Source organism: Dietzia sp. Alg238-R159, from assembly GCF_900537145.1.
Taxonomy (GTDB): Bacteria; Actinomycetota; Actinomycetes; order Mycobacteriales; family Mycobacteriaceae; genus Dietzia; species Dietzia kunjamensis.
Genome location: NZ_UNRI01000002.1, coordinates 66,516 through 88,110 on the forward strand (window position 1 = coordinate 66,516; position 21,595 = coordinate 88,110).

Sequence of the window (21,595 nt, forward strand, 5' to 3'; positions counted from 1 at the left end):
GCCGGGGAGTGCTTTGCGGGAGGGGCAACTCGCCGCGCGCCCGCAACCGGAAGAGACGACAGGGCCCCGCTGACGCGCGGTCAGCGGGGCCCGTGTTCACCGGGGGAGGGTGAGGATCAGATGTTTGCGTCGATCTCGACGGCCTGTGCGACGCCGGCGACGGTGCCGGCGATCTTCACCGCCTCCCAGGCCTGCTCCTTGGTGATGCCCTCCTTGCGGATGACGGCATCGTGAGCGGCAGTACAGTTCTCGCAGCCGTTGATCGTGGAGACGGCCATCGACCACAGCTCGAAGTCGGCCTTCTCCACGCCCGGGTTGGCGATGATGTTCATCCGCAGGCCCATGCGGACCTGGGTGTAGTCATCGCCCAGGAACTCCTTGGCGCGGTAGGCCACGTTGTTCATCCCCATGATCGAGGCGGCGCCGAGGGCGGCGTTGAACGCCTCGTCCGACAGGTGCTGGCGGGCCTCGTCCGCGATCTCTGACAGGACGGTCGCCGACTTGGTCGCAGCGGCGGTGGCGAGGAACGTCCCCCAGAGCTGCTGCTGGTTCAGCTCGGTGGATCGCGCGAGCGAACCCAGGTTCAGCTTGAGATCCTTGGCGAACTCGGGGAGTCCGGACTTCAGGTTCTCAATGCTCACTTGATGCCCTCCTGCAGCATGTCCATCTTGTTGATGTTCTTCGTCGGGTCGTTCTTCTGCCAGTTGCAGGCGCAGACCTCGGACGACTGGAGGGCGTCGAGGACGCGGAGAACCTCGTCCACGTTGCGGCCGACAGCGTCCGGGGTGACCGAGACGAACTGGATGACGTTGTCCGGGTCGACGATGAAGGTGGCACGATCGGCGACACCGTCGGCGTTCTCCACGCCGAGAGCGCGGATGAGCTCGTGCTTGATGTCCGACAGCAGCGGGAACGGCACGGTCTTGAGCTCATCGTTGGTCGCACGCCAGTTGAAGTGCGCGAACTCGTTGTCGATGGAGCCGCCGAGGATCTGCGTGTCGCGGTCCTGGAAGTCCTCGTCGAGCTTGCCGAACGCGGCGATCTCCGTGGGGCAGACGAAGGTGAAGTCCTTCGGGTAGAAGAAGATCACGCGCCACTTGCCCTCGTAGGACTGGTTGGTGACGGTCTCGAAGTAGTCCTCCGGCTGCTGGGCGTTGACCGCCTGCAGGTCACCGCCCTTGAGCGCAGTGAGTTCGAAATCGGGGAACTGGTCGCCGATGGTGAGAATAGCCATGTGATCCTCCTGAGGATGTGCCTGTGTCGGACGGACGACCCCGACTATGCCCCACTTCCTGTGAGAGGTAAAGTCGATGAGAGGTAGATCACTCATAGGATTGTGCAAATAATCATCGACTTCTGGTTATCGCCGGGCATAGACTCATCGACATGGCCGATCATCGGTTCGTTCCGAGCCTCATGCAGCTCCGGGTGTTCCTCGCGGTGGCGGAGCGACTGCACTTTCGTAGCGCCGCGGAGGACCTCGGCATGAGCCAGCCCTCGCTGTCCCAGGCCCTGGCGACGCTGGAGGACGGGCTCGGTCTCCACCTGGTCGAGCGCAGCACCCGCTCCGTCCTCGTCACCCCCGCGGGGCACCGGCTCCTGCCGTACGCCCGGGCCGCGGTGACCGCGATGGACGCGGTGGCGGACGCGGCGGCGGGAAGCGACGGCCCGTTGTTCGGCTCGCTGCGCATCGGGGTCATCCCGACGGTGGCTCCCTATCTCTTGCCCGGGCTGCTGCCCGCACTGGGGGAGCGGTTCCCGGACCTGCGACCGAGGGTCGTCGAGGATCAGACGGCCAGGCTCCTGGACGGACTCCGGAGCGGCGTGATCGACCTGGCGATCATGGCCGTCCCCACGGACGCTGTGGGGGTGGCCGCCACGCCGCTGTACAGCGAACCCTTCGCGCTCCTCGTGCCCGCGGATCACGAACTCGCAGGCAGAGAGGGGTTGCCATTGGAGATCCTCGTCGACCAACCGCTGCTGATGCTCGACGAGGGGCACTGTCTGCGCGAACAGACGGTGGAACTGTGCCGCCGGGTGTCCGCCCCCGTGTTGGGCAGGGGGGAGTCCCGAGCCGCATCGCTGACCACCGCGGTTCGGTGTGTGGCAGGTGGTCTGGGAGTGGCGCTCGTCCCCGAGTCCGCGGTCGGTCCCGAGACCCGGGATCCGGGGATCGCGGTCGCGAGGTTCGCGGATCCCGTCCCGGGTCGCACGATCGGATTGGTACTGCGCAGCGCCACCGCGGGAGCGGAAGCCTATGGCGAGTTCGGCAGAGTCGTCGCCGAGGTGGCCGTCGACCAGTTCGACGCGACCCCGGTGTGACGAGTCCTCAGCTCACGCCCTCAGCTCACGTCCTCAGGTCACTAGATCGCCCACGGGGGACGCCAGGTCCTCCAGTGTGTCGACGGCGGCGAGGAATCTCGACCTGAGGCCCTGTGTGCGCTCCGTCCACTTCTTCTGGAACGCGACGAACTCGGCCCGACCCTCGCTGGTCTCCACCCGGATCGGTCGGAGCCCCCAGGAGGAGAGATCGTAGGGGGAGGACCGCATGTCCACCTCCCGCGCGTCGAATGCCGCCGCGAGGGAGTCCAGGAGGAGTTCCCCCGGTGCTCCCGCCTCCACCGTCGCGGTGTGGGCGTAGATGTCCATTCCGGCGTGGAGACAGGCAGGCTGCTCCAGTCGGAGTTGGTCGTCCCGGGTCAGCGGATCCTGGTTGCGGGGGACGGCGGCATCGGTGAAGAAGCGGAAAGCGTCGAAGTGCGTGCACCGCAGGCGGGAACCTCGGACGACCTCGTCGATCCGCTCGTGTGGGAGCCGCAGGGGTACCCGGCCGTGCCGGACGTCCCCCTGTCCGGTCTCGTACAGCATCGCCCATTCGTGCAGACCGAAGCATCCGGTGGCGCCCCGGCGGGACGCGGTGGACGCGATCACGTCACGTGCCCGTGTGATCCTGCCGCCGGCGCGTCGCCACACCGAGGGTGCGTCGACCACGAGCCCCTCTCGGCCGGCCACACTCTCCCGGCGGTAGTGGCGCCAGTCCTGACGTTCGGTCAGGTGGGCGTTCTCCAGTAGGACACCCGGGCCCGGGTGCCACCGTCGGACGGTGGCGACGCTGGTCCGGTAGTACGTGAAGAGGAAGTCGACGACCGGGTGTTGCTCGCCCCTGCGACGTCGCTCCAGGTGGTCGGTGGTGAGACGGTCGACCCTGTCGTGGTGTCGCTGTTCGCGAACGCGCCACAGCTCTTCGGGAACGACGACCGGGGCACCGACTCGATGACGGTTCCGTCGCCGCGCCGAGGTCACGAGCGTTTCTTCCGTTTGGGGCGGTGAACCCGGGACTGCGTCGGACGTCGGGGTTGCGAGGGGCGGCGGGACCGCTCCGACGGTGCGGGTGCCCTGCGGGTACGTGGCAGGACGATCTCCGGGCCGAACAGCGCGTCGATGACCCGCTCCGCGTCGGACCGGGAGGTGTCGACGATCTCGACCGTCATGCCGGCCGAACGTGCCTGGTCGGCGACCTTGGCGACCTCGAAGGGACGGAGAACCGCGGCGACGACGCCGGCCCGGGCGTCGCCTCGACCGGTTCTCCCGGAGCGGTGGACGAGGTCGTCCATCGAGTGCGGTGGGCCCACGTGCACCACGTGTCCGATGCTGTCGATGTCGAGGCCCCGCCCCGCCAGGTCGGTGCTCACCAGGACCCTCACCGCGCCCGATGCCAGATCGGCGAACGCGGCCGCCCGGCGGGTGGGGGAGGCGGACCCCGCGACCCCGGCAGCGGTGACGCCGGTGTCGGCGATTGCCGAACGCAGGGGCTCCACGGCGTCCCGTCTGGGGACGAAGAACAGGCCACGGGTGCACCGTGCCGCCAGGCGGACCACCAGACGGTCCGGGTCCGGGGTCGAGAGCACCACCAGTCGACGAGGTGCCCCGGCCGCCTCGGAGTCGCCGCGGGTGGGGGCCGACGACGGGAGCGGTGAGTGCTCCACGCGGTGCACCCGGAGTCCCGGGCGTGTGCGTTCCAGAATCGACTCGATGTCGTCGTCGGCCGTGGCGGTGGTCGCCACGAGGCCCGCGCCGACGCAGTCGGCGAGAAGGGCCTCTGTCTGCTCGGCGAAGGACGGACCCAGCAGTTGATCGGCTTCGTCGAGCACCACCAGGTCCACACCGTCCAGGGACAGGGCCGAGGCGCGGACCAGGTCGGCGAGACGCCCGGGGGTCCCGACGGCCACGTCGACCGGAGCTATGAGCGCGCGCCGGTCCCGTTTGAGGGGTTGTCCCCCGACGAACGAGGCGATCTTCAGCCCGGCGCCCGCGCCCACCGCGGCGAGGACCTCGGCGTTCTGCTCGGCCAGTTCGCGAGTGGGGGCGACGACCAGGGCGCGGGGCCGGCCGGTCAGGCTCGGTGACCCGGCGAGGCGGTGGGCCACCGCGATGGCGAACACCAACGTCTTGCCCGATCCGGTGGGGGCGACGGCCAGGAGGTTCGCGCCCCCGACGGCATCCGCGAGGGCGGCGGCCTGGATCGGGGTGGGCGTCCCCGGAACCAGACCCGACACGGCGTGCCGGATCGGGACCGCGACTCCCAACTCCTCGAGCAGGCGGCCCAGTTCCCCGGGCCGCGGGCCGGTCAGGCCCGCACCTCTGAACGGTCGCCGCTCCAGAGGGTGTGGTAGCTCCCCTCTCGATCGGTGCGCTGGTAGGTGTGCGCGCCGAAGAAGTCACGCTGGCCCTGGATGAGCGCGGCCGGCAGGCGTTCGGTCCGGAGGCCGTCGTAGTAGGCCAGGGCGGCGGAGAACCCGGGTGCGGGGATCCCTGCGGTCACCGCGGTCGTCACGACCCGGCGCCAACTGTCCACGCAGTCGGACAGGGCCTCGGCGAAGTACGGCGCGGCGAGGAGTGAGGGGAGATCGCCGTTCTCGGCGTACGCCTCGCGGATGCGGTCGAGGAACGTGGCGCGGATGATGCAACCCCCGCGCCAGATGGTGGCGAGGTCACCGCGCGCCACGTCCCAGCCGTGCTCGGCGTTGGCAGCGGTGATCTGATCGAACCCCTGGGCGTAGGCGATGACCTTGGACGCGTAGAGCGCCTTGCGCACGTCCTCCACGAAATCGGGGCCGATCCCGGCGGGAGTGGATACGGAGCCCGCGGGCAGGGCCCGACCGGCTTCGCGCTGCGGAACCGAGCTCGAGAGGGCTCGCGCGAACACCGCCTCGGCGATACCGGTGACGGGGACGCCCAGGTCGAGAGCGGACTTGACGGTCCAGCGACCGGTGCCCTTCTGTCCGGCCCGATCCACGATCACGTCCACCAGGGGGGCGCCGGTCTCGGCGTCCACCTGGGCGAGGACCTCGGCGGTGATCTCGATGAGGTAGGAGTCGAGTTCGCCTGTGTTCCAGTCGCGGAATGTATCGGCCATGGCGGCCGGCTCGATCCCGGCCACGCCCCGGAGGAGATGGTAGGCCTCGCCGATGAGCTGCATGTCCGAGTATTCGATGCCGTTGTGGACCATCTTGACGAAGTGCCCCGAGCCGTCCTCGCCGACATGGGTACAGCAGGGGATGCCGTCGACCTTCGCCGAGATGTCCTCGAGCATCGGCCCGACGACCTCATAGCTGGAGGCCGGGCCGCCCGGCATGATGGACGGTCCCTCCAGGGCCCCTTCCTCGCCGCCGGAGATCCCGGCACCGATGAACCGGATTCCGCGCGCGGCCATGGCCTTCTCGCGCCGGATGGTGTCCGTGTACAGGGAGTTGCCACCATCGATGATGATGTCGCCCTCGTCGAAGGCATCGGCGAGCGCGTCGATCACTGCATCGGTGGGTGCGCCGGCCTGGACCATGACCAGTGCCCGACGGGGGGAACGCAGCGCTGCCGCGAACTCCTCGATCGTCTCGGTGCGGACGAAGTCCCCGTCATCGCCGTGCGCGCCGAGCAGTGCGTCGGTCTTCCCCGCGGAGCGGTTGTGGACGGCGACCGTGTACCCGTGCCGGGCGAAGTTGCGGGCGATGTTCGAGCCCATGACGGCGAGACCGGTCACACCGATATCGGCGGTTCCGGCAGTGTCGGAGGTGGGCGTCGCGCCTTCGCGTTCAGTACTCATGGTGTTCAGAGTAGTCGACGCCCCCCGGCCGGTCGGACCTGCGGTGATGGGTACCGACACTCACCGCGTGGCTGAACACCACCTGTGTTCTTGCTGACAGATCAGACGTGCACTGAGTGCACCGTTTGGCCGAACCGGGCGAAATCCCTTGGTTACGGACGGGTGTCTGTTGTAACACTTAATACCGGCCGGATGACCTGGGCCACTGCGGATCGGGGGGTCGGATCGCGGTGCCGGGACGTACTTCGTAGGGACGGACCGGCCGTGTAGAGGAACCGACTAGGGGGAAGACCAGACATGACCGGCTCAACGCTGCCCACGCAGTTGATGGGGACACGCACCGTGTTCGACGACACGGTCGAGGCGCTCGGCGGCTTTCGCGCGGGCTATCCCAAGTTCTACTCGATCGCTGATCTGGGCACGCAGTCGCGACGTCGGTGGGTGCCGCTCGAGCAGGCGGTCGACAGCGGGCGGGTGGAACTCATGTTCCGCAACCACTTCGCGGAGTCCGGCGATATCCGTTTCTCGACCTATCTCGTGGCGGAGGCATTCACCCACGGCGTCCTCGGCAGGGCCGTGGCCAGTTTCGTCACCATCGGCAGGGTGTGGGACACCGGCGCCGAGAACATGGCCGTGCGAACCGACATCGAGGGCGGCCTGGACTGGGCGGGCGTCCGCGACACCACCCTGAGGGTGCTGCCCGACGACCCCGTCGCGGGTTCGCCCGGCACCGTGATCCTGCCCTGCGAGCAGGCATTGGCGCAGTGGCTCGCCTGCCGGTCGCGCGCGACACTGACGACGGTGTTCGAGGGGCTGTCGGCGGTGAGCAACTGCAGTGTGGAGACGCTGTGGTCGATGGCGGGCGAGTGCGTCCTCGGCGCCGCGACGATCGTCCCCACGTTCGCGGAGACCAGTCAGGAGACCGGCTACCGTCGCGGGCAGATGGTCCTGCAGGCTCTCCACGACTCGGGCCTGGCGGTCCGGCGACGGAGCCGGCTCCCACGCACCCCCGGTGCCGGGCCGATCCCCGTGCGGGACCGCGGTTGGCGATCGGTCCGCTGAGCGTCGTAGGCGCGCTGCGCGTCGAGGGAGTCGCGACGGGCGCCCGTCCCCGCGGGTAACGTTCCGTCCCGGACGCCCGGGCACGCCGGGCCGGGGAAAGAGGTCGGATGTCCGAGGCGGCTCGTAGCGAATTCATCGACATGATCCGTTCCCATTCCGGGACCGGGTTCGGCGGCGGGATCGGGATGGAATACACCGAGGTGACGCCCGACAAGGTGGTCGTCACGGTGACGGTGGGGCCGCATCTCCACCAGCCCTACGGGATCGTCCATGGCGGTGTGTACTGCGCGATCGCGGAGGAGGTCGCGAGTATCGCCGGCGCGGTGTGGCTCGGTGGCGAGGGCAAGGTGGTCGGTGTCAACAACTCCACCGACTTCCTGCGCGCCGTCACGGAGGGCACCCTCACGGCGACGGGCACGCCCGTCCACCGCGGCCGCTCACAGCAACTCTGGCGGGTCGAGATCGAGGACGACCGGGGGCGCACCGCAGCGGTCGGGCAGGTACGGCTCGCGAATCTCCAGTAAGCGGGCAGGGAAGCGTCTGAGACCGGGAGAACTCCCTGGCAGAGAGAAAGACGCGCCCGGCGGGTGGATCCCGCCGGGCGCGTCGCCGTCTCGCCCCGGTCAGTCGGTCGTGGCCGAGGCGGACGCCGACTGCTGCGCCTCGACGCGGGACCGCTCGGCCGACTGGAGTGCGGCCGCCTCGTCCGCAGCCACCCGCTCGATGGCCTGGCGCGCGTAGACCCACTGCTTGGTGGAGGTCAGCTGCGACCGGTGGTCGCCGCCCATGTGCATGCCCCACGAGAACATGGTGGTGATCCGGTTCTTGAAGCCGATCAGGTAGGCGAGGTGGACCACCAGCCACATGACCCAGGCGATGAAGCCCGAGATCTCGATCGGTCCCATCTTCACGACTGCGCTGTAGCGCGACACCGTGGCCATGGACCCCTTGTCGAAGTACTTGAACGGCTTCCGCTCGGCTGGGGTCCGGCCCTTCTCCACCTCGGCCATGATCTGCTTGGCCGCATATTTGCCGCCCTGGATGGCGACCTGCGCGACACCGGGCAATCCGTCGAGGCTCATCATGTCGCCCACGACGAAGATCTCCGGGTGACCGGGCAGTGAGAGGTCCTTGTTGACCAGCACGCGCCCGGCACGGTCGATCTCCGCATCCGTCTGGTCGGCGAGTTGCTTGCCGAGCGGGCTGGCCTTGACGCCCGCGGACCAGATCTTGCACGAGGCGTCGATCCGGCGGACCGAATCGTCCGGGTCCTTGACCTCGATGCCCTGGTAGTCGACGTTGGTGACCATGGCGTTGAGCTGGATCTCGACGCCCATCTTCTCCAGCCGAGCGCGGGCCGCGTTGCCGAGGTTGTTGCCGAACGGGGGCAACACGGCCGGGGCGGCGTCGAGGAGGATCACGCGTGCGGACGCCGGATCGATGCGGCGGAAGCTGTCCTTCAGGGTGTGCTGGGCGAGCTCGGCGACCTGACCCGCCATCTCGACCCCGGTCGGGCCGGCCCCGACGATGATGAAGGTCAGCAGCCGGCGGCGCTCCTCCTCGTCGTCGATGACCTCGGCCTGCTCGAAGCAGCCGAGGATGCGGCTGCGCAACTCGAGCGCATCGTCGACGGTCTTCATCCCCGGCGCCCACCGCTCGAAGTGGTCGTTCCCGAAGTAGGACTGGTTGGCCCCCGCGGCGACGACCAGGCTGTCGTACTCGAGATCGAAGTCGATGTGTCCTGCCGAGGCGTGGATCCTCTTCCCGGCCACGTCGATCGTGTCGACATCACCCAGGACCACGGTGGCGTTCTTCTGATCCCTCAGGATGAGTCGCGTCGGCGGGGCGATCTCGCCCACGGAGAGGATGCCGGTGGCCACCTGGTACAGCAGGGGCTGGAACAGGTGGTGGCCGGTCCTGGCCACCAGGGTCACGTCGACGTCCGCTTTGGCGAGCTGCTGCGCGGCGAACAGACCGCCGAAGCCGGAGCCGACGATGACGACGCGGTGCCGGCGGCCGGCCGGTGCGGTGGCTGTGACCTGGTCGGTTGCGGGCTCGGTCATGGCGGCTCCTGATGAGGCTGGTCTGGGTTGAGGGGCTCGGTGGCCTCGTCGGTCTGGGGCCCGCGCGGGATGACGCCGGGCACGGGTCCCCAGGATAGTGCTCCGCCTGACCCCGTGCACAGGTAGCCGCACCGCACGCGGGTGGGTGGCCCCCCGCCGCGCCTGACCGGGCGGACGCGCAGGCGACGGTACCGTCCACCTGACGAGAGCCCCGGAGGGAGGGACAGGGTGGTCAGAGTCGAACCGCAGACCGTCGACCTCGAGCGCTGGCCCGCGCTCGCGCCACCGTCCGGACCGGGGGGACAGCCCTCGGCGCTCGTCGCCCAGGCGCTCCGGCGGTCGGCGCGCGAGCTCGGGGTGCGGATCGACTACCCCGATTCGTCGGCGGCCGGGGAGTACGACGCCCCGGTGCGCGTGGTACTGCGCGAACCCGATCACTTCTGGGCCCGGCTGGCGGACGCCGGCGTGGTGGGGCTCGGCGAGTCGTTCATGGCGGGCGACTGGGCCACTCCGGACCTGTGTGCCGCCATCGCGGTGCTGGCCCCGTGGATCGCCTCGAACGCCGACTGCGCGCACCCTGGTGAACGCGCGTACGGCCGGGAGGGTCGCGGCCCCGCCGGCGGCGGTCGTCGGCGTGGCGGGCCGGTCGCCGTGGAACTGGAGGACTCGGTCCCCGGCGCGCTGACCTCGTTGTACACGGACGAGACGATGTCGACCGCGGGCGCGGTGTTCGCTTCCGGAGCGCGCACCCGTGCCCGGTTGGACGACGGGACCGAGGTCGTACACCTCGAAGCGCCGGCGGCTGCGCCCCGCCGCACCGACCTCGGCGACGCCCAACGCCGGGCCGCGGACACCCTGTTGACGCTGGCCGGGATCGGGGAGGGGACCCGTGCCCTGGTCGCCACACCGGGGTGGGGCGAACTGCCCATGAGGGCTGCCGAGCGCGGGGCGCACGTCCGAACCATGACATCGTCGACGGAGAGACTGGCGACGCTCGGGTCGAGGTTCACCGCGGCAGGTCTCGACGAGGAGATCTCGCTGTTCCTCGGAGCGCCATCGGAGGTCGCGGGCGCGGTCGACGCCGTCGTCGCGGTGGACCCCGGCATCACCGCCGGATCCGCCGGGCACGCCGAGGTCCTCGCCGTGGCCGCCCGGCTTCTCGGCCCGGGGGGCCGTCTCGCCCTCCAGACGACGGTCTCACCGGGTCGGCCCACCCCGGCGGTCGTGGAGCTGGCCGCGTGGGAGTCCCGGTACGTGTCCGAGGCGGGGCCCCCGGTGGCGTGGTCGGAACTCGTCGAGATGGTCGACCGGGCGCCCTGTCTGACGCTCCGGGGGCGGGTGGAGATCACCGCTCATCATGCGGAGACCGTGCGCCTGTGGTCGGAGACGTTCGCGCAGCGCGGCCGCGATGCCGCCGCGCTGGGGTTCGACGCCGTCTACCGACGGATGTGGTCGTTCCACCTGGCGGCGATGGAGACGGGGCTCCGCAGGGGATGGGTCGAGTCGGTTCAGCTGCTCGCGACAGCCGGTGAGGCGGTCCGGCGGCGCGCGGACGGGCCCACGACATAGGGTTTGCCCCATGGGCAACATCCTCACCCCGATCGCCGTGTGGTTCGGCCGACAGGACGCCACCCGGGAGAACTCCCACCTGGTCGTGACGGTGGACCGGTGGCTCGACCGGGTCACGCGCGGACGGGTGCCGCTTCTCCGGGTCGCGGGGCTGCCGACTCTGACCCTGCACGTCGCTGGTCGCAGGAGCGGCGCACCGCGCAGCACGCCGCTCCTGTGTGCGTCCTGGGGGAACGGGCTGGTCGTCGTCGGCTCGAACTGGGGCGGGCAGAAGACCCCGGCCTGGGTCCACAATCTCCGGGCCGCCGCCGAGGGCGAGGTCGAGATCTCGGTCTACGGCGCGAGGCTGGTCGTCGACGTCCGCGAACTGACCGGTGACGACCGGGACTCGGCATGGTCGGCGGCGGCCCGTGTCTGGCCGAACTACGAGATCTACGCCCGGCGCACCAGCCGCGAACTGCCCGTCTTCCACCTCACGCCCCGCCTGTAATCGCGGGAGCGCGGGTCTCGTGGGAGCGGCGCGGGCGATCCGGTCACGTCCGCGCCGCCCGGCCCGTGTCATCCGCGCCGGGCGACCATGTTCATCGCGGTGGCGGTCAGGACCGCGTCCCCGTCCTGGTTGACCACCGTGATGTCGGTGGTGAGCACGCCCCGGTCCGGCCTGGTCCGGGAGAGGCGTACCCCGGTGGTCTCGCAGATCAGGGTCAGGCGGTCGCCCGGGCGCAACGGCCGCACCCACCTCAGTTCGTCGATGCCGGGGGAGGCCAGGCTCGCCACGCTGGTCAGGTAGTTGTCCGCGAACAGCCGCATCATCAGTGCGGCGGTCTGCCACCCGCTGGCGATGAGTCCGCCGAACGGGCCGGCGGCGGCCGCCTCGGGATCGGTGTGGATGCTCTGCGGGTCGTACCGACGCGCGAACTCCATGATCTCGTCGGCGTCGACCGACTCCTCACCGAACCGGTACCTCGCGCCCTCGGTGTAGTCCTCGAGGTACCTGTCGTCGATCGGGGCGGTGAACTCGTCGTACGTCTCGTCCTGCATCGTCTCTCCCACGTCGGTGTGTACGCTTTTTAGTTAATCACCACTCACCGACTGGAGGACGGAGATGGCGTACTTCGATCGTCTCGGGCCGGGAAGATTCCGCCCGACCGAGCACGTGAGCGGAGCGTGGGACGAGTCAACGCAGCACATCGGGCCCGCACTCGGTCTGCTCGTCCACGCCGTCGAGCTCGACCTGGCCGCTCGTCGCGACGATCCCATGGTGGTGTCCCGCCTGTCCTACGAACTGCTCGGTGTGGTGCCGATGGACATCATGGACATCCGGGTGGAGGTCGTCCGACCGGGGCGCACCATCGAGTTGGTCGAGGCCACCTGTGGGCACGGCGAGCGCACCGGCATCCGACTGCGGGCGTGGCTGCAGCAGCCCCGCGATACCGAGGCGATCGCGGGCGACGGATTCGATCCGATCCCGCCGCCGGAGCGGATGGAGCCGTGGGACCCCACTACGATCTGGCGCGGGGGGTACCTCGCCTCGGTCGAGGTCCGGCGGATCAGCGACGGCCCCGGCCGGTCGCGGTACTGGGTCCGTACCGACGTCCCGCTCCTGGCCGGCGAGGACGTGAGCCCACTGGCGCGGATGGCCGGGCTGTTCGACATCGCCAACGGGATGGCGGTCCGGGCCGATCCGACGTCGGTGCACTATCCGAACATCGACCTCACCGCGCATCTCACCCGCCCGCCGGCAGGCGAGTGGTTGGGGTTCGACACACGCGTGACCTTCGGGCCCGGCGGGCTGGGGCTGACATCGAGCGTGATCCACGATGAGGCCGGGCCGTTGGGGACCGTCGCCCAGTCGCTCACCGTCCGACCGTGAGCTGCCGTAAGTAGCACCGCATACCGGAGCCCGTGTCGGGGTCGCGGTCGGAGAACCCGTGCCGTTCGTAGAACCGCCTGGCGTCGACGTCATCGGCGTCCACGTTGATGAGCAGCTCCTCGCCGCCCCGGGAGCGGACCTCATCGACGGCACGGGCCAGTAGCGCGGCGCCCACCCCGCTCCCGCGACGGTCTCGACGGACGTAGAGTTCCTCGAGCTGTGCCAGCGGACCGACCCACAGGGGGGTGGGGCGCAGGGTGAGGAACGCGAACCCGATGTCCGCCGTGTTCTCGCCGCCGATATCCGAGCCGACTCGAGCGAGGACCGCCAGGACGTCGTCCCGGCGCAGCAGGTACTCGAATCGGGCGGCGGCGGTGGGGCCGTCCGGGGTCTGCGCGCCGAATTCGGTGTTGAAGTCGAACAGCAGGCGCCCCAGTGACTCCGCGTCCGCGGGCGTGGCCATGCGGATCTCCGCCGGTTCGGCAGGACCTACCGGGGACTGCGCACTGTCCTCTACGGGTGGAGCGGTCGTGTCGAGTAACTGGCGCAGGCGGTCGAGGTCCTCGGCCACGGCGGCGGCGTCCCGTTCGACGTCGTCCTCGTCGTCGCCGCCGTCGGCTCCGCGCAGGGTGAACACCACTTCGCTCCCGTCTGGGTGGGGGAGGACCCGCAGCGGGTTGAGGGTGACCGTCCCGTCGGGGAGTGTGACCTCGTGGTCCAGGACACCGAACGCGTTGGTGGGCGCGAACCGGACCCGGACCTCGCCCATGGGGGAGTCGACGACGACGGTATCGCCGTCGGATCGCACCTCACCCGCCGCGAGTCCGGCCGCCCACGACGGCAGGTGGGCGGGGTCGGCGGCGAGGGCGTAGACCTCGTCGGGGGAGCGGCGGATGACCACGCCCAGGTGCCGGGTGCGCATGGGACGAGTATCCGCCGCGTCCGCCGTCCGCGCCAGGGTGCAGCAGAGGCAAAGTGGTCAGACTGTGGCGCGGGTGGTCGGGATGTGGCGCGGGTGGTCAGGGAGTGGCGGGTTCGTCGTAGCTGCCCTGGCCGGCGATGCTGGTGACCGTCGTCAGGAGGAAGACGGAATCGGCGAGCGCGGTGACGGCGTGGCGGTGGTGGGTGAGTGTGTGCAGTTCGCCAGCGGCGATGTCGGTGTCCCCCTCGCCCGTGACGCGGACGGCGCCCTGGAGGAGGTAGAGGCTCGCGGCCGGGGGAGAGTTGTGCTCCTCGAGTTCGGTGCCCTCCGTCAGCGCGAGCAGGGACTGCCGGAGCGGCCCCTCGCGAACGAGGATCTCGGCGTGGCGTCCGTGTGCGGACTCCTTCGCGCGGGCGAGGATGCGGTCGGCGGTCTCGGTCACATGGTTCATGGTGGAACTCACTGCCTCTCGGTGTGAACTGCCTCTTGGGTCGCGTGGTCCGCACCCTACGCCAGGACGGCGACCGCCGCGCAGAGCATGATCGTGGCGGCCACGACGGCGGTGGCCAGCGTCCGGGTGGCGGCGCCGGGGAGCCGGGTGTGTCCGGCCATGACCACGCCGACGGCCAGGGCGACGCGCGGGGGCGAGACGATGATGGCGAACGACCCGCCGACGTTCTGGCCGGCGAGAGTGACGAGGCTGTCGGCTCCCAGCCCGGTCGCGGCGCCGGAGGTGGCGGAGGAGAACATGGCCGCCGCGCCGGTGTTGGTGCCGGTGAGGTAGCCGCCCAGCGCCCCGATGGCCGGGATGCCGGCCAGTGACGCAGGTCCGAACCCGGACGCGAGATCGGCGAGGTGGGCGGCCATCCCGGCGGCGGCCATGACGACGCCGATGGACATGAACACGATGGCGTTGCCCGCTACGGGGACCCACGTCGCCAGCGCCGTCCGGACCAGGTTTGTCACGGGCGGGCCCGGTGTGGTGTAGACGCGGAGCGCGACGAGGGCCGCGACGTTCACCCAGAGGGCGGGGGAGGTGAGCCATCCCGTCCCGGCCGGGGCGCCGGCGAGGGCGAGCACGGCGCTGGCGCCGAGGATCCCCGCGAGCAGGACCGCGAACGGGATGAGTGCGCGCCCGAGCTCGGCGGTGACCGCGGGGAGAACGCCGTGCCGGGCGCGCCCGACCCCCAGGAGGAGGGCGATCACGGCGGTCGAGGCGAGGATGCCCGACGGGGGGACGCCGACCGCCGCGTTGGCCGCGACGAGGGCGGCCCACTGGGTCACGACGACGGCGGCGCCGAGAACCACGTGGCGCGCGGAGGGCCGGGTGGAGACGACGACGAGGACGGTCGTCATGCTCACGAGGAGGACCGGCAGGGTCAGGAGAGCCGACCAGTATCCGAGTTCCGCGACGTCCTGACCGCCGAGCTCCGCGGCCACGAGGGTGCCGGGGCCGAGGGAGCCCCACGGGACCAGGACCAACCCGAGCAACCCCGTGACGACGGCCTTCACCGGCGACAGTCCCATCCGGACGAGAAGCGGGGCGGTGATCACCACGCCGAGTCCGAAGCCGGTGACCGACTCCATGAACGGGGTCAACCCGAAGACCAGCAGCAGGATCGCGGGCACCCGGTCGTCGCCGGAGCCGACTCGTTCGAGCCATCCGGCGATGTGATCCCTGCTCCCGGTCGCCGACAGGGCGGTGGCCACCAGGACGCCGCCGAGGAGGATGAGAGCGACCTCGAGGACCGTCGGCCCGAGTTGCGCCAGTGAGGCGAGGACCTCGTCGTCGTCGGGCCGGAAAACGGTGATCGCACCGACGAGCGCGGCCACCAGGCCGGCGCTTCCCGCCAGGAGAGAGGGGGAGCGGAGCGCCAACAGGGCCAGGACCACCACGACCGGCGCGACGGCGGCGCCGGTCTGCACGAGAGCGCTCACTGCACCCAACCTACCCAGGTGGCCCGGGGCCAGCGGTTGCGAGAGCGCCGGACGGCGAGCAGCCTCGTCACACAACTGCGGGCGCAACCGCGGGCGGGTGAGACGTCGACGCGATCCGCGGTCGACCGCCCGAGACACCGACGGAGAGGAGCACCGTGGACGCCACCGAAGTCGCCGACCGGGTCCACCGCCTGGCGCATGCCCACGTCAACTGTTATCTCGTGGAGGACGATGACGGGGTGACCCTCGTCGACGCCGGCCTGCCGAGCATGTGGGACCTCATGACCGAGACACTCCGTCGGCTGGGCCGTGGTCCCGCCGACGTGCGGGCTCTCGTACTCACCCACGGGCACTTCGACCACGTCGGCTTCGCACGGCGCGCCCGGGTCGAGCTGGAGGTGCCGGTGCTGGTGCACCCCGCGGACGGACACCTGGCCGCGCACCCCTACAGCTACACACCCCAGCGCAACCGCTTCCTGTACCCGTTCACCCATCCCCGGTCGCTTCCCGTGCTCGGAAGGATGGCCATGGCCGGCGCTCTCACGATCAAGGGGGTCGAGGACACCGAGGAGCTACCGGTGGGTCCCGCTCTCGACGTCCCGGGTCGTCCCGTGGCGATGTTCGCCCCCGGGCACACCGGAGGACACTGCATCCTGCACCTACCCGACCGGGACACGGTCATCAGCGGGGACGCCCTGGTCACCCTGGACCCGTACACCGGCGCCACGGGACCGCAGATCGTCGCCTCGGCGGCCACGGCCGACACCGCCCGCGCGATGGAGTCTCTCGGCCCGGTCGCCGCCACCGGGGCCTCGACCGTCCTGCCCGGCCACGGGGACCCCTGGACCCACGGAGTCGACGCCGCGGTCGGACACGCCCGCGCCGTCGGCGAACACTGATCAGAGCGCATCACCGCACGAGCGCAGGGAGACCCGAGGGGAGGAGTGTCTGGCGGAGGTCAGGGGAGAGCTGACGGGACGCGCAGCCGCGGCGTCAGCTGATCCGGAGAGGGCTCGTCGCCCCCCTCGACGGTGGCGATGAGTGCGTCAGCGTGGGAAATCAACCCGGTCGCATCGATCCCGTGAGGCGCGGGGCCGCCGCCGTGGCCAATACGTTCGGCGGCACGGGCGAGCAGCGACAATGCCCCCTTGGTGTTGCCGCGCTGGATATGGGTGATGCCGACCGCCAACTGGGCCAGGCCCTGCCAGAGCATGCGCTCGTCATCGGGACTGGCCTTCCAGGCACCCTCGAGAACTTCGTGGGCATTGAACGCGAGGCCGCGGTCCAGCAGATCCTGTGCCCATTCCAGCGATCGGGCGGGGGGCAGATCGAGATCCTCGGGGATACGCTCGACACCGACGCTGCCGATCGGCAACGGCCGACCGAGTTCATCGCGAGGGCGCGAATTGCGCGCGCGGCCGTCTTCGTCGCGATCACGGTCCATGCCGGGTGGGGTGCGCATGGCGCCATCGTCCCATCTGTTGACGACGGCCGGCCACCTCGGACACGGGCCCCGATCGTGACACGTCGCGCGCGCTCTCCTCCGCGCGCGCTCCGTAGGCTTGTCCCATGACGTTGCATCATGTTCGACGCGGGCAGGGGAGCCCTCTACTTCTCGTGCACGGACTCGGCGCGGGGTGGCGATCGTGGGAACCCATCATCGACGATCTGGCGGCGCGTCGCGAGGTCATCGCGGTCGACCTGCCGGGTTTCGGTGAGTCCCCACCGCTGGAGGGTGAGGTGTCCATAGCGGCGCTGGCTGACGCCGTCGCCCGGTTCATCGAGGAGACGGGTCTGGACGGGGTGTCCACGGCCGGACAGTCGATGGGTGGGCGGATCGTTCTCGAGCTGGCCCGGCGCGGCGTCGGTGGCGACACCGTGGCGCTGGACCCCGGCGGATTCTGGAGTGATCGCGAGCTGGCGATCTTCAGCGCCACCCTGCGGCCGTCGATCGCCCTGGTCAGCGCTGTGCGCGGAGCGCTCCCGGCACTCCTGGGCAATCCGATGAGTCGGACCGCCGTGCTGGCGCAGTTGTCGGCGCGGCCATGGGCGCTGTCGGCACAGACCGTGCTGCCTGACGTGGCCGGGCTGGCGGACGCACCGGCGACGGGCCCGGCGATGGACGCGCTCACGAAGGGCCCCCCGCAGCAGGGTGCCCCCGCGGGCACGGTCCCGGGACGGGTCACCATCGGGTGGGGGCGTCGCGATCTGGTGACACTCCCGGCCCAGGCCCGGCGAGCCGCCCGCGCGTTCCCCGACGCGACACTGCACTGGTTCGATAGGTGCGGTCACTTCCCGCAATGGGACGCGCCCCGGGAAGCGGCTCGGCTCATCCTGGACCGGACCAGCTGACCCGGCGCATACCGCCGTCGTGGCGTCATGACCACCATGGGCGGTTGCGCCCGCACGATGCTCTGCCACCATGGGCTGATGATCCGTCACACCCGCGACCGGGGGAGACCGCCATCAACGTGGTGGAGTAGCCCACCGCGTGGCGAGGGCGGAGAAGCCCGGGAGCCGGACAGCCGGGCCGGACGATGAAACACCTCGCGTCCGCCACTGCACTGAGTTCGGCTGCATTGAGTTCGGCTGCACTGAGTTCCGCTGCGCTGAGTTCGGTACTGAGAATGCGAAGTACGTTCCGCCGAGGGATGTGGACGACCGAACTGCGGATGCACGTGGATGCGGAGACGGTGTGGTCAGTCATCACCGATGTGCAGACCTGGCCGCGATGGGGGCCCACCGTCTCGGGGGCGCGGATCGACGGTGACTCCGGCTTGAGGGCCGGTACGCGAGGGACTGTCAGGACCGCGGTGGGGCTGTCCCTGCCCTTCGAGATCACCGAGTTCGTGGAGGGGCGGCTCTGGGCGTGGAAGGTGGCAGGAGTGAGCGCTACCCGGCACGAGGTGATCGAGGTACCGGGTGGCTGTGTCCTCAGCTTCGGTGCTCCGGTCTGGGCGGCGGGATACCTGCCGGTGCTCGCCATCGCGCTGACGCGCATCGAACGGATCTCAGTCGAACGAGCTCACTGAGAGGCGTCGGCGTGGATCGCGCAGCAGGACGGTGGCATGTGACCACCGCGCCGATGGGGATGGGACAGCGGTATTCGAACTTTACATAATGTAGATTATCGGCACTTCGGGAGTGGGTGGTCCGGTGAGAAGCTTCCGGAGTTCGTCACCATCCGCCGTGCACACTGCCACGAATGGTCACTGAGGCGACACCGTGTCGCTCGGTAGAGAAAGGTGCGACATCATGCGCGGATCAGTCGAGAACGCTTTCATGCTCATCCACAACCCTCTGGTGGATCTCTACCAGTGGCTCCTCAGTGTCCTCCCCGCGGACATGACCTGAGTTCTGCAATGGCCTGAGTTCCCCGGCGGCGATCCGTCGCCGTCGTTCGTTGCGAGGCCCCGGGTCGTGGACATCGTCGGTTTACCGTGCGAATCCGCACGTGGGCCCCGCGGCATCTATCCGCCACTGTTGCCGGTGGTCCCGCCAGTCAGCTCCGATTCGACACTGTGACGTTTCGGGGGTGGGTGTCCCCGACGCAGTACGCCTGCGGGGTCATCCGCCCAGAGCCGCCGGCTGCCTGTCAGTCCACGGCAGTGCCTGCTCCAGCTGGCCGGCCAGACGCAGCAGCATCGACTCGCCCCCGAGTCCGGCGGTGAAGTGCACCCCCATGGGGACGCCCTCGGGCGTCCAGTGCAGCGGAAGCGACAGCGCCGGCCGACCGGTCAGGTTGCCCAGCTGGGTGTACGGCACCCAGCTCAGGTTGGCGTCGATGAGCGACTCCACGAATCCCGAGTGTCGCAACAGCGGAGCTGTGCGCGTCGCGAGCAAAGCGGTCGCCGCGCGACGCGCGAGCGGCGGCGTGTCCAGGGCGCCGATGTGCGGCGGGAGATCTGCGAGCGTCGGCGTCATGAGCAAGTCGTAGCCCTCGAAGAAGCTGGTGAGTTCGCCGACGTACTGATCCCGCCGCATCACGGCATCGAGATAGTCCACGCTGCTCTGCGCCCGGCCGAGTGCCGCCACGATCCGCGTGTCCGTCTCGAAGTCCCGGTCGGCGCACCCCGTCCGGCGCTTGGTGTCCTCGACCGACCACGCGAGGTAGGCGAACCAGCTGGTGAGGAAATCGCGGGCCAGAGCCAGGTCGTCCACGGGTTGTGACTCGAGGATGTCGACGTGGTGGCCGAGATCCTCGAGCGCTCTGGCAGCGGTCTCCACAGCGGCGAGAGCCTGAGGGTGGGGTGAGGAATTGATCGAGGACGCGGTGCACACGCCGATCCGCAGACGTCCGGGGTCCGCCCCCACCTGGGACCGGAACGACTCCGACGGGGTGGCCGGGACGTACGGCCCGCCCGGCTCCCCTCCCATCAGGACGTCCAGCATCGCAGCCGAGTCGCGAACCGACCGCGAGATGACGCCATTGGTGGCCGCGCCGTGCATCGCCTCGCCGCGCGCGGGCCCCATCGGGACCAGTCCGCGGCCGGGTTTGAGGCCGACGAGCCCGCAGCACGCGGCCGGGATGCGGATCGAACCGCCGCCGTCGCTCGCCCCGGCGACCGGGACGATGCCGGCCGCGACCGCGGCGGCGGACCCGCCCGAGGAGCCCCCGGGGCTGCGGCTGGTGTCCCATGGGTTCCTGGCGGGGCCGAACAGTTCGGGCTCCGTGATTCCCTTGGCCCCAAACTCCGGGGTGTTGGTCTTGCCGAAGACCACCAGGCCCGCGTCCAACCACCGCCGGACCACGGTCGCGTGCTCGGTCGCCGGTACGTCGGCCAGTGGACGCGACCCGCCACTGGTGGGTGTTCCCCGGTAGTCCTGACCGAGATCTTTGAGGAGGAACGGCACCCCGGCGAACGGGCCCGACAGTTCCTCGGTCGCCCGGGCGCGAGCCGGCCCGTCCAGCCGGCGCACGATCGCGTTGAGTCGCGGATTGACACCGTCGGCGCGCTGGATCGACGCGTCGAGCAGGTCGCCCGGGGTGACCTCGCCCTGCCGCACGAGGGCGGCGAGACCGAGGGCATCGTGACTTCGGAACTCGTCAAAGCGCATGGGGCCGGAGTCTACGCAGCGCGATCAGCGATTGTTCCGGTTCCGCCAGGCGCGCCAGGCGCCCGTGGACCACAGGGCCCACGCGACGAGGACGGGCTGGAAGAACAACCGCACGAGGCGTGCGCGGTCGCTGTCGAGTCCGAACGCGTCCGTGCCCGTCACGTACTGAGAGATGTTGCCGGGGAAGATCGCGACGAAGAACGCCGCCGTCACGCCGCCCACCGCCGGCCGGTATCGCGCCGGTGCGAGGATGAGCGCCGCGCCGAGTCCGAGTTCCACCACGCCGGAGGCGACGACCACGAAGTCCGGGTCGAGTGGGACCCACGTCGGGACCTGTGCCTGGAACTCCTCGCGCATGGTGGTCAGGTGCCCGGTCCCCGCCCCGAGAAGGGCGGCGCCGAGGGCCCATCGTCCGAGATGTCGGACCACCTCCCCCGCACTGCGGCGGCGCACCGGTGTGCGGGATCGCGAGTTCTTCAGGGGCCGGTCCAGTTTGTCCATGGGGGTAGTGTTGCGCACAACTTAATTGAGCGCAACCTAAAAATGGGCGATACTCGGGTGATGGATCCCGATCTCCGACTGGAAGAGCAAGTCTGCTTCGCCCTCTACGCCGCCTCCCGCGCCTCGACGTCGGCCTACCGCCACGCCCTGGCGTCGGTCGGCCTCACCTATCCGCAGTACCTCGCCCTGCTCGTGTTGTGGGAGGAGGACGGGCTGACGGTCCGCCAGTTGGGCGACCGACTACTCCTCGACTCGGGCACCCTCTCCCCTCTGCTCGCACGGCTGGAGCATGCCGGACTGGTCGAGCGGTCCCGCTCCGTCGGCGACGGGAGGAGTGTCCACGTGCACCTCACCGAGGCCGGCGGGCGGCTGCGCGCCGAAGCCGAGACGATCCAGTGTTCCCTGCTGGACAGGGTGGACATGCCGCAGGAGGACCTCGTCCAGCTGCGGACCCTGGCCCAGCGTCTCGTGACCTCGCTCGAAGGAGTCGATCGCGGCGATCAGTAGCG

23 protein-coding genes are annotated in these 21,595 nt (G+C 70.2%); 10 read left to right on the forward strand and 13 right to left on the reverse strand.

All coding sequences use genetic code 11. The features are described from left to right. Positions 1-116: 116 nt before the first annotated feature. Together G6R20_RS05065 and G6R20_RS05070 are read right to left on the reverse strand one after the other, a co-directional pair. On the reverse strand, positions 117-641 hold the full coding sequence (locus G6R20_RS05065; protein ID WP_067717410.1) for a carboxymuconolactone decarboxylase family protein: 525 nt from the start codon (positions 639-641) through the stop codon (positions 117-119). Continuing rightward, complete coding sequence (locus G6R20_RS05070) at positions 638-1,234, reverse strand: peroxiredoxin (RefSeq protein ID WP_067717408.1); 597 nt, start codon at positions 1,232-1,234, stop codon at positions 638-640. Before G6R20_RS05070 ends, G6R20_RS05065 begins: the two co-directional genes overlap by 4 nt. Before the next feature lie 152 nt (positions 1,235-1,386). On the opposite strand from G6R20_RS05070, the gene G6R20_RS05075 reads away from it, so the two are divergent. Further along, positions 1,387-2,322 carry a hydrogen peroxide-inducible genes activator gene (locus tag G6R20_RS05075; protein WP_163375750.1) on the forward strand — a complete coding sequence of 312 codons (936 nt, stop codon included), beginning with the start codon at positions 1,387-1,389 and terminating at the stop codon, positions 2,320-2,322. Positions 2,323-2,355: 33 nt separating this feature from the next. Here G6R20_RS05075 and G6R20_RS05080 read toward each other — a convergent pair whose 3' ends face one another. The 3 genes from G6R20_RS05080 to gndA are packed head-to-tail and all read right to left on the reverse strand — an operon-like array spanning position 2,356 to position 6,100. Then, the gene (locus G6R20_RS05080; protein WP_240341282.1) at positions 2,356-3,303 is read right to left on the reverse strand and encodes a hypothetical protein; all 948 of its coding nucleotides are present in this window, start codon (positions 3,301-3,303) and stop codon (positions 2,356-2,358) included. Continuing rightward, positions 3,300-4,586 carry a DEAD/DEAH box helicase gene (locus G6R20_RS05085; protein ID WP_240341283.1) on the reverse strand — a complete coding sequence of 429 codons (1,287 nt, stop codon included), beginning with the start codon at positions 4,584-4,586 and terminating at the stop codon, positions 3,300-3,302. The genes G6R20_RS05080 and G6R20_RS05085 overlap by 4 nt, the downstream gene beginning before the upstream one ends. A gap of 41 nt (positions 4,587-4,627) precedes the next feature. Next, positions 4,628-6,100, reverse strand: coding sequence for an NADP-dependent phosphogluconate dehydrogenase (gndA, locus tag G6R20_RS05090; protein WP_154830675.1), 1,473 nt, complete (start codon positions 6,098-6,100; stop codon positions 4,628-4,630). Between the two features lie 297 nt (positions 6,101-6,397). Between gndA and G6R20_RS05095 the strand changes: the two genes are divergently transcribed. Further along, positions 6,398-7,162, forward strand: coding sequence for a hypothetical protein (locus G6R20_RS05095; protein ID WP_119191655.1), 765 nt, complete (start codon positions 6,398-6,400; stop codon positions 7,160-7,162). Positions 7,163-7,269: 107 nt separating this feature from the next. Continuing rightward, positions 7,270-7,686 (forward strand): PaaI family thioesterase, encoded by a 417-nt coding sequence (locus G6R20_RS05100; RefSeq protein WP_096905514.1) that lies wholly within the window; start codon positions 7,270-7,272, stop codon positions 7,684-7,686. A 99-nt stretch (positions 7,687-7,785) separates the two neighbouring features. Here G6R20_RS05100 and G6R20_RS05105 read toward each other — a convergent pair whose 3' ends face one another. Then, on the reverse strand, positions 7,786-9,225 hold the full coding sequence (locus G6R20_RS05105) for an NAD(P)/FAD-dependent oxidoreductase (protein ID WP_163375751.1): 1,440 nt from the start codon (positions 9,223-9,225) through the stop codon (positions 7,786-7,788). A gap of 228 nt (positions 9,226-9,453) precedes the next feature. On the opposite strand from G6R20_RS05105, the gene G6R20_RS05110 reads away from it, so the two are divergent. After that, complete coding sequence (locus tag G6R20_RS05110; protein WP_163375752.1) at positions 9,454-10,794, forward strand: class I SAM-dependent methyltransferase; 1,341 nt, start codon at positions 9,454-9,456, stop codon at positions 10,792-10,794. 10 nt (positions 10,795-10,804) lie between these two features. Beyond that, complete coding sequence (locus G6R20_RS05115) at positions 10,805-11,284, forward strand: nitroreductase family deazaflavin-dependent oxidoreductase (RefSeq protein WP_163375753.1); 480 nt, start codon at positions 10,805-10,807, stop codon at positions 11,282-11,284. A 68-nt stretch (positions 11,285-11,352) separates the two neighbouring features. Here G6R20_RS05115 and G6R20_RS05120 read toward each other — a convergent pair whose 3' ends face one another. Further along, the gene (locus G6R20_RS05120) at positions 11,353-11,835 is read right to left on the reverse strand and encodes a MaoC family dehydratase (RefSeq protein ID WP_163375754.1); all 483 of its coding nucleotides are present in this window, start codon (positions 11,833-11,835) and stop codon (positions 11,353-11,355) included. A gap of 64 nt (positions 11,836-11,899) precedes the next feature. Between G6R20_RS05120 and G6R20_RS05125 the strand changes: the two genes are divergently transcribed. Next, positions 11,900-12,667, forward strand: a complete 768-nt coding sequence (locus G6R20_RS05125) for a thioesterase family protein (protein WP_163375755.1) — start codon at positions 11,900-11,902, stop codon at positions 12,665-12,667. Here the strand turns inward: G6R20_RS05125 and G6R20_RS18640 are convergent. The 3 genes from G6R20_RS18640 to G6R20_RS05140 form a co-directional block, all read right to left on the reverse strand. Next, a complete protein-coding gene (locus tag G6R20_RS18640; protein ID WP_240341333.1) occupies positions 12,651-13,130 on the reverse strand; it encodes a GNAT family N-acetyltransferase in 480 nt (159 codons plus the stop codon). The genes G6R20_RS05125 and G6R20_RS18640 overlap by 17 nt on opposite strands. A 556-nt stretch (positions 13,131-13,686) precedes the next feature. Next, positions 13,687-14,040: a cupin gene (locus G6R20_RS05135; RefSeq protein ID WP_067717414.1), complete on the reverse strand. Its 354-nt coding sequence runs from the start codon at positions 14,038-14,040 to the stop codon at positions 13,687-13,689. A 56-nt stretch (positions 14,041-14,096) separates the two neighbouring features. Beyond that, positions 14,097-15,527: an L-lactate permease gene (locus G6R20_RS05140; RefSeq protein WP_163375757.1), complete on the reverse strand. Its 1,431-nt coding sequence runs from the start codon at positions 15,525-15,527 to the stop codon at positions 14,097-14,099. 155 nt (positions 15,528-15,682) lie between these two features. Here G6R20_RS05140 and G6R20_RS05145 point away from each other — a divergent pair, with 155 nt between their 5' ends. Beyond that, positions 15,683-16,426, forward strand: coding sequence for an MBL fold metallo-hydrolase (locus tag G6R20_RS05145; RefSeq protein ID WP_069388883.1), 744 nt, complete (start codon positions 15,683-15,685; stop codon positions 16,424-16,426). A 59-nt stretch (positions 16,427-16,485) separates the two neighbouring features. Here the strand turns inward: G6R20_RS05145 and G6R20_RS05150 are convergent, their stop codons facing one another. Next, positions 16,486-16,989, reverse strand: a complete 504-nt coding sequence (locus tag G6R20_RS05150) for a DUF309 domain-containing protein (RefSeq protein ID WP_096905509.1) — start codon at positions 16,987-16,989, stop codon at positions 16,486-16,488. Between the two features lie 107 nt (positions 16,990-17,096). Between G6R20_RS05150 and G6R20_RS05155 the strand changes: the two genes are divergently transcribed. Continuing rightward, positions 17,097-17,879, forward strand: a complete 783-nt coding sequence (locus G6R20_RS05155) for an alpha/beta fold hydrolase (RefSeq protein ID WP_163375758.1) — start codon at positions 17,097-17,099, stop codon at positions 17,877-17,879. Between the two features lie 299 nt (positions 17,880-18,178). Then, on the forward strand, positions 18,179-18,559 hold the full coding sequence (locus G6R20_RS05160) for an SRPBCC family protein (RefSeq protein ID WP_163376066.1): 381 nt from the start codon (positions 18,179-18,181) through the stop codon (positions 18,557-18,559). A 535-nt stretch (positions 18,560-19,094) separates the two neighbouring features. Here G6R20_RS05160 and G6R20_RS05165 read toward each other — a convergent pair. Further along, positions 19,095-20,585 carry an amidase family protein gene (locus tag G6R20_RS05165; RefSeq protein ID WP_163375759.1) on the reverse strand — a complete coding sequence of 497 codons (1,491 nt, stop codon included), beginning with the start codon at positions 20,583-20,585 and terminating at the stop codon, positions 19,095-19,097. A 24-nt stretch (positions 20,586-20,609) separates the two neighbouring features. Next, entirely contained in the window at positions 20,610-21,086 is a 477-nt protein-coding gene (locus G6R20_RS05170; RefSeq protein WP_096905505.1) for a DoxX family membrane protein, read from the reverse strand. A gap of 60 nt (positions 21,087-21,146) precedes the next feature. Between G6R20_RS05170 and G6R20_RS05175 the strand changes: the two genes are divergently transcribed. Then, the gene (locus G6R20_RS05175; protein ID WP_132063300.1) at positions 21,147-21,593 is read left to right on the forward strand and encodes a MarR family transcriptional regulator; all 447 of its coding nucleotides are present in this window, start codon (positions 21,147-21,149) and stop codon (positions 21,591-21,593) included. Positions 21,594-21,595 lie beyond the last annotated feature (2 nt).